This is a genomic window from Thermococcus celer Vu 13 = JCM 8558, from assembly GCF_002214365.1.
Lineage (GTDB): Archaea > Methanobacteriota_B > Thermococci > Thermococcales > Thermococcaceae > Thermococcus > Thermococcus celer.
Genome location: NZ_CP014854.1, coordinates 1,246,254 through 1,262,296, shown reverse-complemented (window position 1 = coordinate 1,262,296; position 16,043 = coordinate 1,246,254). Strand labels below are relative to the sequence as shown.

Sequence of the window (16,043 nt, the reverse complement as noted above, 5' to 3'; positions counted from 1 at the left end):
ACTTAAAGGGTTGGCGGATGAAGGAAGGGGGCTAAAAAGAAACGCCCTTCAGTGCCACGTGATGACTCTCTGACTCACCCTTCCGGCGAGCGCGTCTTTCAGGGCCCTCTCCATTATCTCGAGGCCTTTTTCGGCCAGTTCCTCTGTTATCACGAGGGGAGGCGTTATCCTGATGACGTTTCCAAACATCCCGTAGCTCGGCAGGATCAGGCCCAGCTCGAAGGCGCGCCAGCACACCTTCCCCGTTAGCTCCGGGTCCGGCCTTCCGTCCGGCTTTACTATCTCCGCTCCTATCATCAGACCTTTTCCGCGGACGTCGCCGATTACGTCGTAATCTTCCCTCATCTCCTCCAGGCGTTTTCGGATGGACCCCCCAACTTTCAGGGCGTTTTCGATGAGGTTTTCCTCCTCTATAATCCTCAGTGTGGCGTGGGCCGCCGCCGAGACCACGGGGTTTGCGGCCGGGGTGAGGAGGGCTGAGCCGCTCGTCAGCTTTTCCATCAGTTCCTCCCTGCCGATGACACCGCTGAGTCCCATGCCGCTGGCCACACCCTTGCCGAAGGCCAGAAGATCCGGCTCAACGCGGAACCACTCGCTCGCGAACCACCTTCCGGTCCTCCCGATTCCCGTCTGAACCTCGTCCATCGCGAGGAGGATCCCGTGCTCCTCGAGAAGCCTCTTGAGTTCGATGAAGAAGTTCTCCGGCGGAACGACTATCCCGGCGTCTCCCTGTATTGGCTCCGCTATCAGAACGGCCGTTTCATCGGGCGGAACCATGTGGGCGAAGACGTAGCTTTCCAGGTAGTCGAGGAAGCGGTTTATCAACTCGTCGGGCTCTTCGTATCCGTTTATCCCCCAGACGTTCCTGTAGGGGTTCGGGTAGGGCACCCACACCACGTTGGGAACGAGGGGGGATAGCCCGCGCTTCTGGGAGCTCTGGAACGCCGCTATCGACGTTGCCCCGTAGGTCTGCCCGTGGTAGGCCCCTATGAAGGCTATTATCCAGGGTCTCCCCGTCGAGAAGCGGGCCACCTGCATGGTCATGTCCATCGCGTCGCTCCCGCTCATTCCGAAGAGCACCAGCGGGTCCTCCAGCGGCGCCCTCTCCGCGAGCATCTCGGCCACCTCTATCGCCCTCTTGCTGTAGGTGTAGCCTATCATGGAGTGCTGTATCCTCGCGACCTGCTCCTGAACCTCCCTCACGAGCTCCGGGTGGGCGTAGCCGGTCGAGGCCGCCGCCGCGCCGGCCAGGAAGTCTATGAAGAGGTTGCCGTCGACGTCCTCCACCAGTGCCCCGTGACCCCTCTCGGGCACGAGCGGGAAGAGCTTGACCCCGAGGCCCCGTGAGATGACCCTCTTTTCCCTTTCTATCAACTCCCTCGCCTTTGGGCCCGGCGGGGTAACAACTATCTTTGGATACCCAGAATGCATAACCATCGCCTCAGGGTGTTAACTTGTAAATGAAAAAAGAAACGTCACGGGTTGGCCGCGACGAACTCCTCCGTCTTTTCTCTGATGAACCAGAACAGGACGAGAAGGCCTATGAGGTTAGGTATGGCCATCAGCCCGTTCATCATGTCCGAGAACGTCCAGACGGTCTCCAGCTTCGTCACCGAGCCTATGTAGATGAAGAAGACGAAGAGCAGGTTGTAGATGAGGTGTAGCCTCGGGTAGAGCCTTGCGAACCTCTCCGGGTCCTGCTCGAGCCATTTGGCGAGGTACATGACGTTCTGCCTGCCGTAGAACGACCACGCGAGTATGGTGGAGTAGGCGAAGAGGACTATGCCAATCGCCACCATTATCTCCCCGGCGTGTCCAAAGGCCGAGGCAAAGGCGGCCTGCGTCAGGGGTGCACCGTTGAGCTCGGGGTGCAGGCTGTAGGCTTCCGTGACGACTATGGAGACGCCGGTCAGGGTACAGATTATCAGGGTGTCTATGAAGGGACCGAGCATCGCAACGTGGGCCTGCCGTGCCGGGTGGTCCGTCTTGGCCGCCGCGTGGGCGAGGGTTGCGGTACCGAGACCGGCCTCGTTGGAGAACAGTCCCCTCTTAACACCCCAGATGATCACCTGACCTATCGCGCCGCCCGCCACGGCTTTCCCGGTGAAGGCGTCCTTGAATATAAGCGCAAAGGCGGAGGGCAGTTTGCCGGCGAACTTAATCCAGACCCCTATCGCGAAGAGGAAGTAGATTATGGCCATGAAGGGCACGAGCATCTCCGCGACCTCACCGATCCTCTTGATACCGCCGATGATGACTATGAAGGTCAGGATCGCCAGCGTGAGGCCGGAAACCCACATCGGAATGTTGAAGGCCGTTCTTACGGCGTCGGCGACCGAGTTGGACTGGGTCATGTTGCCGATTCCGAAGGCCGCTATGGAGGCGAACGTTGCGAACAGAATCGCGAGGACCTTTCCGAGGGTCGGGTACGCGTCGTCCTTGAGCAGGAACAACCCGAGTACGGCGAAGAGAACCGCCACGATTATCGCTCCTATCTGGAGTGCACCGCTGAAACTCATAGCCGAGTAGCCTATGAACACCGCGAACAGGAGGGTGAATATCGAGGCCAGGTATTTGCCCGTCTTGGGGACGTTCTCCATCGCGAAACCCTTCTCGAGGAAGTTGAAGGTTCCGCCTATCATCGTGCCGTCAGGGAGTTTGTCCCTGAACGCGACGCCCAGGAGCCCCTCGGAGTACCTCGTGGCCATGCCCACCAGAGCCGTGACCCACATCCAGAACAGCGCCCCGGGGCCACCGTAGTGGATGGCGGTCGCGACACCTGCTATGTTCCCGATACCCACGGTTCCGGAGATCGTTGCCATCAGCGCTTGGAACGGGCTTATGTCCCCTTCACCCGTTTTCTTCCTGCCCTCGAAGAGGGTGAAGCGAATGGACCACCCCAGACGCCGGAACTGAATCCCCTTCAGTACAGTCGTCAGGAAAAGTCCGGTGCCCACCAGAAGCACTATCATGGGCAGGCCCCAGACCTCCCCGTCCAGCCAGTTGATAAAGTCCACCAACATACTCATCGAGGCACCCCCATATATGTTCATTCAGGTTTGTTTGGTGGCTTTGCACAGCTTTTACCGACGTCAATGTACTTTAACGTTGAGAGTTATGAGCCTTATACATTTTAAGGTTTATGGAGAACGGACTGGACAAAGACAACGAAACTTCGGCAGAGGTGTTTATATTTATAAACATATCCACCCGTGATCGGTAATCGGGGTACGCGAGTCCAGGAGTGTTGGATAACGTTATTAACCCTCGGGTACAAAGGTTACGGGATGATGAATCTGGAGCCCCCTGAGCGGTGAGGAGGTTTCGCGGGGCTGACCGAAATGATAAAGGAACGCGTCTGTCGTGAGTACCTTGAGGAGATAGACAGGCTCGAGCGCTCCATCAGGGAGCTGGAGGAGGAGATAACCGAGCTCAGGATGCAACTTCGGTTGAAGGTGGACGAGGCCAACAGCCTCGCGATAGAGAACCGGAGCCTGAGGCACAAGCTCGAGCTCATGGAGAGGCGCGAGGAGAGGCTGGTGGAGTTCCTCAGGAAGGTCAATCTCCCCCTCGTCCTCGTCGATGAGGAGAACTTCGAGGACGTCGACGTCGACCTCGGGCCCGATTTGAACGACCAACAAAAACCTTAATTAGTTCCCCCCTCTTTTTAATTCAGCTTTAAGAGGTGAGGCTCATGGGTATGGACATGACCACCGAGATGTTCAAGGAGGAAGGATGGATCAGAAAGAAGTGTAAGGTCTGCGGTAAGCCCTTCTGGACGCTCGATCCCGACAGGGAGACCTGCGGGGACCCGCCGTGTGACGAGTACTCCTTCATCGGGAAGCCGGGCATACCGCGGAAGTACACCCTCGACGAGATGCGCGAGGCCTTCCTGAGCTTCTTCGAGAAGCACGGCCACGGCAGGGTCAAGCGCTATCCAGTTCTCCCGAGGTGGCGCGACGACGTTCTCCTCGTTGGAGCGAGCATAATGGACTTCCAGCCGTGGGTGATAAGCGGCGAGGCCGATCCACCTGCAAACCCGCTCACGATAAGCCAGCCCTCGATCCGCTTCACGGACATAGACAACGTCGGAATAACCGGCAGGCACTTCACGATATTCGAGATGATGGCCCACCACGCCTTCAACTACCCGGGCAAGCCGGTATACTGGATGGACGAGACGGTCAGACTCGCCTTCGAGTTCTTCACCAAAAAACTGGGCATGAAGGCGGAAGACATAACCTTCAAGGAGAACCCGTGGGCCGGTGGGGGGAACGCCGGGCCGGCCTTCGAGGTGCTCTACCGCGGCCTCGAGGTGGCGACGCTCGTCTTCATGCAGTACAAGAAGGCCCCCGAGAACGCAGACCCGGGCCAGGTCGTCGTGATAAAGGGTGACCGCTACGTGCCGATGGAGACGAAGGTGGTGGATACGGGCTACGGCCTCGAGAGGCTCGTCTGGATGAGCCAGGGGACGCCAACGGCCTACGACGCGGTCCTCGGCTACGTGGTCGAGCCGCTCAAGAGGGAGGCCGGGGTAGAGAGGATAGACGATAGGATCCTCATGGAGAACTCCCGCCTGGCCGGAATGTTCGACATCGAGGACATGGGCGACCTGAAGGTTCTCCGCCGGGAGGTGGCCAACCGCATCGGCATAACCGTGGAAGAACTCGAGAAGGCCGTGAGGCCCTACGAGCTGATATACGCCATCGCCGACCACACCAAGGCGCTGACCTTCATGCTCGCCGACGGGGTCATCCCCTCTAACGTCAAGGCCGGCTACCTCGCGAGGCTCCTCATAAGGAAGAGCATACGGCATCTGAGGGAGCTCGGTCTGGAGATGCCCCTCTCCGAGATAGTGGCTATGCACATAAAGGCCCTCCACAACACCTACCCCGAGTTCAAGGAGATGGAGGACGTTATCCTCGACATAATCAACGTGGAGGAGAAGCGCTACGCCGAGACCCTCAGGCGCGGGAGCGATCTCGTGAGGAGGGAGATAGTCAGGCTCAAGAAGGCCGGAAAGAACGAAATCCCCCTCGAAAAGCTCATCCTGTTCTACGAGAGCCACGGGTTAACCCCCGAGATAGTGGCCGAGGTCGCGGGGAAGGAGGGGGTTAAGGTTGAGGTCCCGGACAACTTCTACACCCTCGTAGCGAAGGAGGCCGAGAAGGGCTCGAAGGGCGAAGCGGCCAAATACATCGTCGACTTCGAGCTGGTCAAGGACATCCCGGACACGAGGACGCTGTACTACGAGGACCCCTTCATGAAGGAGTTCGATGCGAGGGTTCTCCGGGTCATAGACGACTGGGTCGTTCTCGACGCGACGGCCTTCTATCCCGAGGGCGGTGGACAGCCGGCGGACCTCGGTGAACTGAACGGCGTTAAGGTTCTCGACGTCCAGAAGGTGGGAAAGGTCATCCTCCACAGGGTGGAGAAGCCGGAGGCCTTTGCCGAGGGGCAGGAAGTACACGGGAGGATTGACTGGAACCGGAGGATCCAGCACATGCGCCACCACACCGGGACCCACGTCCTCATGGGGGCGCTCGTCAGGGTCCTTGGGAAGCACGTCTGGCAGGCCGGCTCCCAGCTCTCGACGGACTGGGCCAGGCTCGACATCTCCCACTACAAGCGCATAAGCGAGGAGGAGCTGAGGGAGATAGAGCGCCTTGCCAACAGGGTAGTCATGGAGAACAGGGAGGTAACCTGGGAGTGGCTCCCGAGGACCGAGGCCGAGATGAGGTACGGCTTCCGCCTCTACCAGGGCGGTGTCGTGCCCGGAAGGGTCATCCGCGTCCTCAAGATAAAGGACTGGGACGTCCAGGCCTGCGGTGGAACCCACCTGCCGAACACCGGCCTCGTGGGCCCGATTAAGATCCTGAGAACGGAGCGCATACAGGACGGTGTCGAGCGCATAATCTTCGCGGCCGGCGAGGCGGCGGTTAACTGGATGCAGGAGACGGAGAGGATACTGAAGAGGACGAGCGAGGTCTTCCGCGTTCCGCCCGAGAAGGTCCCGGAAACGGCCGAGAGGTTCTTCAACGAGTGGAAGGGGGCAAAGAAGGAGGTCGAGAAGCTCAGGAAGGAGCTGGCCAGGCTTCTGGTTTACGAGCTCGAGAGCAAGGTGGAGAAGGTCGGTGAAGTCGAGTTCATAGGGGAGGTCGTCGAGGGAACCATGGAGGACCTCCGCGAGGCCGCCAACCGTCTGAGGAAGGATAAGAGGGTCATCGTTCTGGTAACGAGGGAGGGGCACTTCGTCGTCGCGGTTGGCGACGGTCTCGACCTCAAGGCCGGAGAGCTGGCGAGGGTTGTAACGGGCGTCGCCGGCGGTGGCGGCGGTGGAAGGAAGGAGCTCGCCCAGGGCAGGATAAAGAACCCGCTGAAGGCCGAGGAGGCGATAGCCGAGGTGAAGAAGCGCCTCGGCTGAGCTCAAACTTTTTCGGTGGTCGGAATCAAAGTCAAGACGCTGACGAGGCGGGTCGTTGAGCTCTCCTCCGAACTCGGGCTGAAGGCCGTCCCCGAGTACAGGACGCCCGACGGGACGAGGATAGACGTAGCCATTCTAAAGGATGAGGAAAAGCTCCTCGCCATCGAGCTTGAGGCCTCGTTCAAGTGGTTTCCCCAGAGGCTCCTCTACGACGTCGTCAAGGCCCACCGGGCGGGCTTTCCCGAGCTGTGGGTCGTCACCTCCTTCAGGAACGTGAAACCCGGCTGGGTCAAGAACTACGCCGGTGAACTCGGTCTGAGGTTTGAGGTAATCTCCCCGGAAGAACTGGAAAAGAGGATGGCTGAAATAATCGAAATCAGGACTTCTCCCCTTCCTTCCGATAACTTACGTAGATGACGTCCTCTCCGTGCCAGATCGGTTCCTTGTCTCCCCTGACGGTTATCCTCGCCTCCCCGTTCTCGAACACCAGTTTTCTCGTTAGGTCCTGTGGGAGCTGGAAGTTCACATAAACGTTGTCCGGCACTTTGCCCCTCTCAACCTTCACCTTGAACTCGTCCGTGCCCCTGTAGTCCCTGTCCCCGTATTTAACGAGGTACGACGTCCCCTTGGGGAACTCTATCGTCAGTTCAAAGGAGTCCACGCGGGGGTTTATCACCATCGTGAAGAGACCCACGCCGTCCTTCGTGACGAAGGTAACGCTCTGGTTGTTGGTGTAGAAGACCTCTCTGTACTCCACGCTCGCCGGCGGGACCCTCACCGTGGTGAGGGCGTACGCAATGAGCACCACAGTTATTATTGCCATTATTGCGAGTCCTTTGCCCATGGTATCACCTTTGGGATATTGGTCTTTGGAATTCTTAATCCTTTCGTGTAGGTGGTTAAGAAAGTAAGACTCAAAGTCCCGTCGGCTCGTCTATGAAGAGTTTAGCTCTCTCGTGATTTTTTCTTTTAGCTTCTCAACAACATCTATAGCATAGCTTACTTCTTGCCTGTATTTAGGTCTCGGATCATAATGAACAGCCGGATTTAATAGTATAGATTTGTAAGTATCAACTCTTTTACGTATTGTTTTAGCCTTTGGCAGATCAGCTTTCACCGCCTCCCAAATCTCGTTTATAGGTATTTTTTGTACTTTTCTTCTGAAACCAATTTTTAGTCTTCTTTTTTCTGCATATTTTAGAACAATCCTTTCAAATTCAAGTCTTGTGTAAAGCGCCGCCGCTGGAACATCGCCATTGTTGAGATATTCCTTAGCTTTTCGAAGATAATCCTGATGCTCACTACCAACAATAAAAGGACGGTTGTTGTTATCTGTCCTTTTCACAAAAACTTTCATAAATTCCCATTTATTACTATTTAAATATTGTTTCATCAAATTGAACCAGTTTTCATCGAAAGTGGTTATGATTATTTGATATTCTTCCTCAAAATCTTTTTGAAGAATGTCCAATAACGGTATCCTGAGATTCATGTCAAGTCCAATAACAACATCATCCAAAAGAAGCATTTTATAGGGGGAATCATTGAATCTTTTGTAGTACGCCAGAAATAAACCTAAAGATATGGCATTTAACCGTCCTTCATTCAAGTAACTCAAAATGTCACTTACATCCTTTCCATTCCATTTGACACTAAAGTTAAGCTTGCCCAGTTCTTCTAATGAACATTCAATCTTAATATTATCTCCGGTAAGTGTCTGAGTATATTGATTCCATGTTTCCTTTATTTCTGCAAAAATTTTATTAATTTCTCCTTTAATAAATTCTTCCTTCTCCCTGATTCTCTTTTTACTTCTTGGATGCTCCTTTTTTAGTTTTTCCAGCTCTTGAAATTCTTCAATTAATGTTTTCTCTCTTCTTGGTGGGATGAGATAGTATGCCATTATATTCCTGATGAAAAGCTCATAAAAATCTTCAGGAGTGCTTAAATCATAAATTTTCATCAATTGTCTGTAACTCAAAATACTTGTTGACCTTGAAAGAGCTTCAAGGAAGATTCTTTCTCCGTCTCCATATCCGTCTGGATTTGTTAGACCGATTTCCTTTTCTTCGCCATTTCTTTTTTCTTTTTTGGATTTTGTTTTTAGAGATATTGCTTCCCCATTTGTCCTCTTAATAGATATCTCCATTGGCTGTTTTGTGAACACATTTTTGTATTTTTCCAATTCTATTTCGCTTGATGCTGAATCGAAAAGAAGTTTCAACGCTTCAACCAAAGATGTCTTTCCAGAGCCGTTTTCGCCATATATAACCAGATTTTTACCCTTAAGGTCTATCTCTATTTCATTTGCGAATCCTTTGAAGTTTTTTATTTTCAATGTCTTTATTCTCATCCCTACCCCCCAAGGGATGTGTAGATCTGCTTGACCCAGGGATGCAATTTGATTAAATAGAGGTTTTCATTTAGTTTTTTGTCTTTTTCAAGCTGGTTAAAGACCTCTTTTATTTCGTTAAGAGTTTTTTCAACTTTATCTCTGTCCTCCTCAAGGAGATTGTCAGGTAACTCAATATCTTTTAACTTATTCTCTACAAAAGATTTTACAGGAATTTTAACTAAATCTCCAAGATAAAGTTCATAAACAAGACAGTCTATCAGGTTATCAAAATAATCTGTGATATACTGGAGATGATTATCTTCTTTGGCGAAGTAATTCCGGTATTGCTTGAAAAAAAGAATGTATTTGGCGAGGATTATGAAGGGTTTCTGTTCTGAGAGAGAGATTCGTGGGATAGGGAGGGATTCTATTTCGTAATTATTAACTCTATTTTGAAAAGAAAACAATTCGAATCTCCAATTTAGCAAAGTTGAATTTAAAAAAGCAGTAATGTAATGTTCATCTAGATTTTTATCCTTTTTTATTATGAATTTTACATTGTTTGTTATAACATACCCTGCTTTTAATGGAGCAAATCTCAGTCTTGGTTTAGAAGCTTTATTAATCGTATTTCTACCGATAATCTTATTCAATTTTGTAATCTTTTCAGCTTCGGGCTTCTTCTCAAAAAACCTCTCCTTATTCTTTATCCACCTCGGTTTTGGCCCATCCGGGTCAAGATTAACGAAATACCTGTCAAGATGGATACCCTTAATCAGCAAGTCATCAGCAGGCTCATCGCTCATGAATTCTTTATCGAAGGTCTCGTCCAAGTGCCCTACTCCAACATCACCCACTGGCGGATGGTTTTCATCACCTTTAAATGGTGGATATTTTGAGATATACTTGAGTATTTCCCACTCGATTTTTGGATTCGTGAAAAGTGGGATTCTGTATTCATCCCCAGTTAAAGCTTTGAGATCATCTCTTGAAATGATAGTGAAATCAGTGAGGGAATTAATCATATCTCTACTCTCAATATTTGTCCTCAGCATAAAATCGTAATTTTGGTCAATAATTTCTTTCTTGTAAACGAGAATCGTGACTGCCTGTGTAATTCCCTCAAAAACCCTCGCTCTTTCTGGGAACTCAAGGATTTTCCTAACCATGGCCTTCTCAAAAAATAGCTTTCTCAACTCCTTGGAATCGTTCTCTCCAAGGAAAGACGATGGAAAAATCATAGAGAAATATCCACCTTCCCCAACAAGGAAGTAAGATCTTTCAAGGAATAGTTTGTATTGGTTCAAGTTTCCCACCTGGTAGCTATAAAGCTCTCCATACAACCCAGATATAAAATATTTCTCGTCATTATCCTCTATGATCTGCTTTAACCTTCCATAAGGCGGATTTCCCACAACAACATCAAACCCTGGATTTTCTCTCAAAAACACTTCAGGGAACTCAAATATCCAGTGGAACATCTTTCTATTTCCTGGTAGCCACTTTGTAGATTTTAATGTATCAAGATCAATCCCATGCTCCTCAGCGAACTTCTCATCCAGTTTTTGATTGAATAACTCTGTGATATCTCTTAAAAGGTTGTTTAAAGGAACTGCATACTGAGAATTTAATGAAGCGATGAGGATTCTTATGAGTTTTTCTTTTGTTTTTAAGACTTTTTCAAAGTCTCCCCATGAAAGTTTTTCCCTCGCTAATATCTTATTTAACTCTTCAACCTCTTTTACAATATTCCCATTGATTTTTAGTGCTTTAGCCGTGTTTTCGAGATAGGGTTTTAGTTCAGATATTACCTTAATCCTCTCTCTGATATGTTTGGCTTGCTTCTTTGTCATGAATAAATCAAGTTGCAGCTGTCCTTTGGGCTTTTCTTTTTCGATATTCTCAATATTCATATAACCAATGAGCGAATTTCCTTCTCTCAAATTGAAGTGAACATTTGGAAATCTGATGAAAAGATCTGCATTGGCGTTGAAATGCTTCGCAAGCATAAGGAAAAGTCTTGCTCTTGCCACCTTCAACGCCGAAGGATTTATATCAACGCCATACACATTCCTTGAGAGAATTATGAAAAACTTAACATATATTTCAAACAAACCCTCTTTTTCAGGAATCTCAAGCAAATTCAGTGACTTTATCCTACCCTCTTCATCTGCAATGAGAATTTCAAGCTTCTCGATTCCTGCTTCTTTTGCTTTGTCCTTCAGCTCCCTGTAGATGCCAACAAGAACATTAATGGCGCTCTCAAGGAAATGGCCAGAGCCAACGGCTGGATCGAGGATCTTGATGTTTTTCAGCAGATCAAAGAGTTTCAGCAGCTCTTTACTATCTCCTGCATTAATTAATTCGTTTATATTCTTGTAGTTTTTCCCGTATTCTTCGTTGATTCTGTCAACAAGATATGGTTCAATTGTGTTCTTGCAGATATATTCTGTTATTTCCTCAGGAGTGTAATATGAACCGGTCTTTTTTCTTTCAGTTTCTGTCATCAGCTTCTCATAAAGCGAGCCAAGAACATACTCATCAATATCTCCATCAATCCAGTCCCTGCTCTCAAAAAGATTGAGCAGGGGGATGTCAAAATCAATGTCTTTTTCGGAAATCGTTCTTCTCCTGCCTCTCGGTGTTAAATTTACAAGCTTCTCAGTGACACCTTCTTGATAAAAGCATTTATCCGGAATTGTTATAGCTGCATCGCCATCTTCACCGTTCAGAAATACGGCTGGACCGATAACAACGCATTTACCTATGCTTTCATCTTCAACGTATGGCTCATCTGAATCTTTTATCTTCTTGAAAAAATACCTTAGAAAATCGTAATAGCTTCCAAAACCTCCAAAAAGTCTTTTCTGCTTTAAATCCATGAATTTTGTTATGAAGTACCTTTTATCCCTGTTGAAAAATCCTTTTTCCTGCAGATACCACAGGGTGAGCATCTGCATCATGAAGTTATCAATGAATTTCTCCCTTTTCTCCTCCTCAGGAATACCTTTGATGTTGTTGCGCAAAAACTTCCTAGACTTTTTATAAAGGACATAAAACTCCTGAATTACATCGGATCTATTAAACAAATCCGAGAGGTTCTTGCTGTTGGGCTCTTTCAAAACCTTCTCCAGCTTTTTGAGGAATGGTTTGTTAATTTTGGGTATTGTCTTTCTTATCTGCTTGTTTGCTCTGTAATCCCTGACGATGAGTTCTTCGTTTTTGTAAATTATAATGCCAAGTCTTGCAGCGTAGCCACTCATAGGCTTGTAATTTAACAAATCAGAGAGCTCTGTCTTCTTATCAGTTTCAGCAAAAAGTATGCCTTCAAAAAGGTTTATATCCTCGTCCTTCTCGAAAATATATATGGGATACTCTTTCCCTGAAATTTTGATCTCTTCTTTTTCAAACCTTTTAATCTTCTTGTCAACCTCTTCCCTCAGCTCTTCAACTTTAATGACCATAGAACCACCCCAAGTGCTTCTTCACAACTTTTAGAGATTTAATGTCCGCCATGTTCATCATTAAAAAGTAGTTGTAAAGAGCGCCAACAACGCCTTTAAGATCTTTGATTTTCACATTATTGTTCTTGTCAACCTCGATCAGATTTCTCTGAACAAGCAGAGATTTTATCTCCCTCGAATACTGGCGATAGTCTAGTACCTGCAATATATTAACAACCGGCTTGTACTTCTCAAGTTCCTTTGCGTTCTCCCTTTCTAAAATCAAGGCGTTGTACAAGTTGTATAGGAATCCCTTTTGTTGAAGCTTGAACTCTCTTCTTAATCTTTTGAGCTCTTTTTCAACTTTTTCTTCAATCTTCTTTAGCTTCTCAGCTGCCAAATCAAGTTCTACTGGATTCATCTCCCTGTTTCTCACAAGATCGAGCAGAACGAGGGGCGATTCAAACCTCAATCCGTCATCACCCATGCTAATTATCTTCTTATCTATTCTGGAATCCCCACGATAGAACTCATAAATGCTGTAGACCTTTCCAGTCCCAGATTTTACATAGGTGTAGTAAGGCCCATTCTCAAGATTTCTAACCTCTTCAAAGTCCTCTCTTGTTATGCCCAGCTCGTATTGTACAATGTTCAGGAGCTTGTATTCATCGATCTGTTCCTGTGGAATTCCCTCTCCAAACCACTGCTTGAATTCCTCAGAAATGCTAAACTCCTCAAGAGCAGTCATGGAGAATTCGGAAATTTTCTTTATCCTCTCACCAAATGTCTCCACATTTATCTCCTCCTCAGGACTTAGTATTCTGGACTCCTTACCAACAACAAGCGTTATATCCTCAATCTTCTGTTTGAGCTTGTTTAGAATTCCCACAAGAACCTCTATTTCTCTTGTAGGTGTGAAGTTGAGGACATAAACGTCTTTTTCGTTCCCTATCCTGTTCACTCTTCCAACTCTCTGGACAATTATCATGGGATTCCAGGGTAAATCGAAGTTAACAACAGCATCAGCATCTTGCAGATTAACACCTTCGCTAAGAGCATCGGTTGATATGAGAATGTCAACTTCTCCATATCTTCTTGCTTCCTCTTCTCCAGCATTTGCCTTTGGAGCAAACCTCTTTATGTAGTTGATCTTTGTTGTTGTGTCCGTGTCTCCCGTAACGAGTGCTATCTTTATACTATCCGTCCTTTTATCCTTGAGCCATGGATGGAGGTCAACTTCTCTTTCAATCCACTCCCTGAGATTGTGATAGATATAATAGGCGGTGTCCTTGTACTGCGTGAAAATAATGATCTTTTTACCATTTAATGTCGGGATGTTTGAAAGCTTTTCAGATTTGTATTTTGGATTTGCAATAAGATTCTTCAGGACTTCAAGCTTGGGATCGTTCTTATAGCAGAAAATTTCTGATTCAACAATCTCATCGTCATTCTTGGGGATTCTCCCAAAAACCTTTAATTTGCCGTCTTCTCTAATCTTAAGCCGATCAAGTGCATCAAAAATCTCATCCATCAGCTGTAGATCCCGCTTAAGATTCTCAAGGGCTATCTTCAATCCTGTTCTGATTCTATCGACTGGTGCAAATGATTGAAGTGCGTATTCTTCAACATATTCATTCAGCAGTTTGACGACCTTATCAAACCAGGTTTCTTCCTCTTCGGTCTCTGTATTAAACTCTTGAGACACATCTTCAAGATCCTTTTTAATTTTAGCCTCCTCCAAAGCTTTAGCAATTAACTCCTTCAATTCCTCCTCGCTCATTATTTTGTCAACATGTTTCTTAAACAGAGAGTAGAAGATCTTCTCTTTCTCGTATATCTTCCTGAGAGTTGTTTCAAAAGCAAAGATATCGCTTTCTAACCTCTTACTAAGTAAAAGCCTGAACAGATCAGAGACCTCAATTACTTTATAGCTTTCTTCCTCTTCGTCCTCCTCAAACACAACGTACCTCACACCGTATAGCTTCGTGTGCTCAAAGTTGATTCTCTCAATGTTTCTGGATATGAGCTTTATTAACTCAGTAAAACTGTCTATATAAAAGGAGGAATAATCAATGCTGTATGGTGTGGGATCCTTGAAAACCAGTTTCTTGCCGTCCACTTTTAAATCTTTGAACTCATCCAAAATATGTCTTCTTGTCCTTAGAATCATCACATCATCAAGCACTTTTCTTTTAATACTAATAGCCACATTTTTCAAATCTTTTTTGATCTCTTCATCCTTCTTTTTCTCGTATTCACTCTTGAGCTTCTTGTATTGCGTTATTAATTCGTCAATCGGGATATTTTTCATTCTAAATGTTATGAGAGTATCATCTGTGAATATCCGTATCAGGTTATAAAGATCATCTATCGTGTTGTTTAATGGTGTTGCGGTTAAAAGCATGAACTTATTAGGGAAATTGTTTGATTTTCTTTGCAAAGCCTTTGCCGCCTTCCACCTATTTGTTCTTCTGTTCCTGTACTTGTGTGCTTCATCTATCACAAAAAGATCGTATTCGTCAGCCATTCTTTTCAAACCTTCATCAACAATCCCTTTCTTCAAATCTGCTTTGTAGTTTTGGAAAAGGCCAAGCGAAAGAAATGCAATCTTACCCAACAACTTCTTCCCACTTTCATCATATATCTCATATATTTTGTAATTGTAATCACCTTTCACCATTCTCTTAAAGTTATTCTTGAAGAAGAACCCCGAGTTCACCCTTACTTTTTTTCCTCTCTCAAGTCTTGTCCGCGTTTCATCATCAGCTCTCCCGACAAGCAAATCTTCCCACTGGGAGATTAGGGATGGTGGAAGAATAAGCATAACAGCAGGGTATTCTTTCTCTTTTGGGATCCAGTGCGGGTGTTTTCTGTTTAGGAACTCCTGAATTATTGCTGCAGCCATGAAACTCTTCCCCAAGCCAACGGAATCCGCAAGGATCACTCCATTGTAATAGTTCATGATATTTATAGCATTAATAACACCAACAAGCTGAAACTCCATTAAAATATCCTTTTCAATTAGATTTAGAACTCTGCCTTCCGTCCATTTATATACAAGGTACTTGAAGAGAGTTTCCGGATCAATGAATCTGCCAAGTTTTGGGTATTTTGCCTCAGGAATAGCACCTGAAATCTCAATGACTTTGATTAGATCTTCATTAAAATCAATTGCCTCATCCCACAATTCATCAAACCATTTGTTGAGATAGAGAACATCCTCTCTCTCAGTCAAAATCACATTCAGCTCTCTATTCTTTGTCAATCCCGCAGCTGTAAAATTTGAAGAGCCAACAATTGCCACTCCCGGAGACCCATATCTGTCCTTTGGGTCTTTTAAAAACAGGTAAAGCTTAGCATGAAGTCTCGATTTGTCAAAAAGCCTCACATCTATTACGTTGTTTGCAATGTAGTCTCTCAATCTCCTTAGCTGGTTTATTTGCTGTTTTGTTAATTCCTTGGATTGCAACTCCTCAATCATTTTATGCTTAAATACCTCCCTTAAATTGTATCCCGAAACCAGCTCCTCCTTTGTTGGTAAAGTGGTTTCATTCCCCATTACAAGTTTCAAAAACGGTCTTTTGACTACATTCTTGGGAAAGTCCTCATCAACTAAGTCAAACCCACTCAAGAAGAAGTAACCTATGGCAAATTTTGCCTCTATGCAATTCTTCAGCTGGTCTCTTAGAACATCCTTAAGAAATTTGCCAGGGGTATTGTCTATAATTTTTGTTGAATTAACCTCTAACATGTAGTATACTAAATGTCTTAACTTTAAAAAAGCTTTCTAGATTGGTGTCGTGAAATTTCTTAGAAAATTGAATTAACAATAATCCAGAAT

The 16,043-nt window shown here is 47.0% G+C and carries 9 protein-coding genes; 3 read left to right on the top strand and 6 right to left on the bottom strand.

The window, feature by feature from the left end; all coding sequences use genetic code 11:
- Positions 1–48: 48 nt before the first annotated feature.
- The gene (locus tag A3L02_RS07010) at positions 49–1,431 is read right to left on the bottom strand and encodes an acetyl ornithine aminotransferase family protein (protein WP_088863249.1); all 1,383 of its coding nucleotides are present in this window, start codon (positions 1,429–1,431) and stop codon (positions 49–51) included.
- 44 nt (positions 1,432–1,475) lie between these two features.
- Complete coding sequence (locus tag A3L02_RS07005; RefSeq protein WP_088863248.1) at positions 1,476–3,029, bottom strand: alanine/glycine:cation symporter family protein; 1,554 nt, start codon at positions 3,027–3,029, stop codon at positions 1,476–1,478.
- Positions 3,030–3,341: 312 nt separating this feature from the next.
- On the opposite strand from A3L02_RS07005, the gene A3L02_RS07000 reads away from it, so the two are divergent.
- From A3L02_RS07000 to A3L02_RS06990, 3 genes are read left to right on the top strand one after another with little or no spacing between them, the layout of a single operon-like run.
- Positions 3,342–3,650, top strand: a complete 309-nt coding sequence (locus A3L02_RS07000; RefSeq protein ID WP_054834416.1) for a hypothetical protein — start codon at positions 3,342–3,344, stop codon at positions 3,648–3,650.
- 44 nt (positions 3,651–3,694) lie between these two features.
- Complete coding sequence (alaS, locus tag A3L02_RS06995) at positions 3,695–6,424, top strand: alanine--tRNA ligase (protein WP_088863247.1); 2,730 nt, start codon at positions 3,695–3,697, stop codon at positions 6,422–6,424.
- Between the two features lie 15 nt (positions 6,425–6,439).
- A complete protein-coding gene (locus A3L02_RS06990) occupies positions 6,440–6,841 on the top strand; it encodes a hypothetical protein (RefSeq protein WP_088863246.1) in 402 nt (133 codons plus the stop codon).
- Here A3L02_RS06990 and A3L02_RS06985 read toward each other — a convergent pair.
- The 4 genes from A3L02_RS06985 to A3L02_RS06970 form a co-directional block, all read right to left on the bottom strand.
- Positions 6,801–7,268: a hypothetical protein gene (locus A3L02_RS06985; protein WP_088863245.1), complete on the bottom strand. Its 468-nt coding sequence runs from the start codon at positions 7,266–7,268 to the stop codon at positions 6,801–6,803. The genes A3L02_RS06990 and A3L02_RS06985 overlap by 41 nt on opposite strands.
- 90 nt (positions 7,269–7,358) lie before the next feature.
- A complete protein-coding gene (locus A3L02_RS06980; RefSeq protein ID WP_054834412.1) occupies positions 7,359–8,777 on the bottom strand; it encodes an AAA family ATPase in 1,419 nt (472 codons plus the stop codon).
- Between the two features lie 2 nt (positions 8,778–8,779).
- The gene (locus A3L02_RS06975) at positions 8,780–12,223 is read right to left on the bottom strand and encodes an Eco57I restriction-modification methylase domain-containing protein (RefSeq protein WP_088863244.1); all 3,444 of its coding nucleotides are present in this window, start codon (positions 12,221–12,223) and stop codon (positions 8,780–8,782) included.
- On the bottom strand, positions 12,213–15,953 hold the full coding sequence (locus tag A3L02_RS06970) for a helicase-related protein (protein ID WP_088863243.1): 3,741 nt from the start codon (positions 15,951–15,953) through the stop codon (positions 12,213–12,215). Before A3L02_RS06970 ends, A3L02_RS06975 begins: the two co-directional genes overlap by 11 nt.
- Between the last annotated feature and the right edge of the window lie 90 nt (positions 15,954–16,043).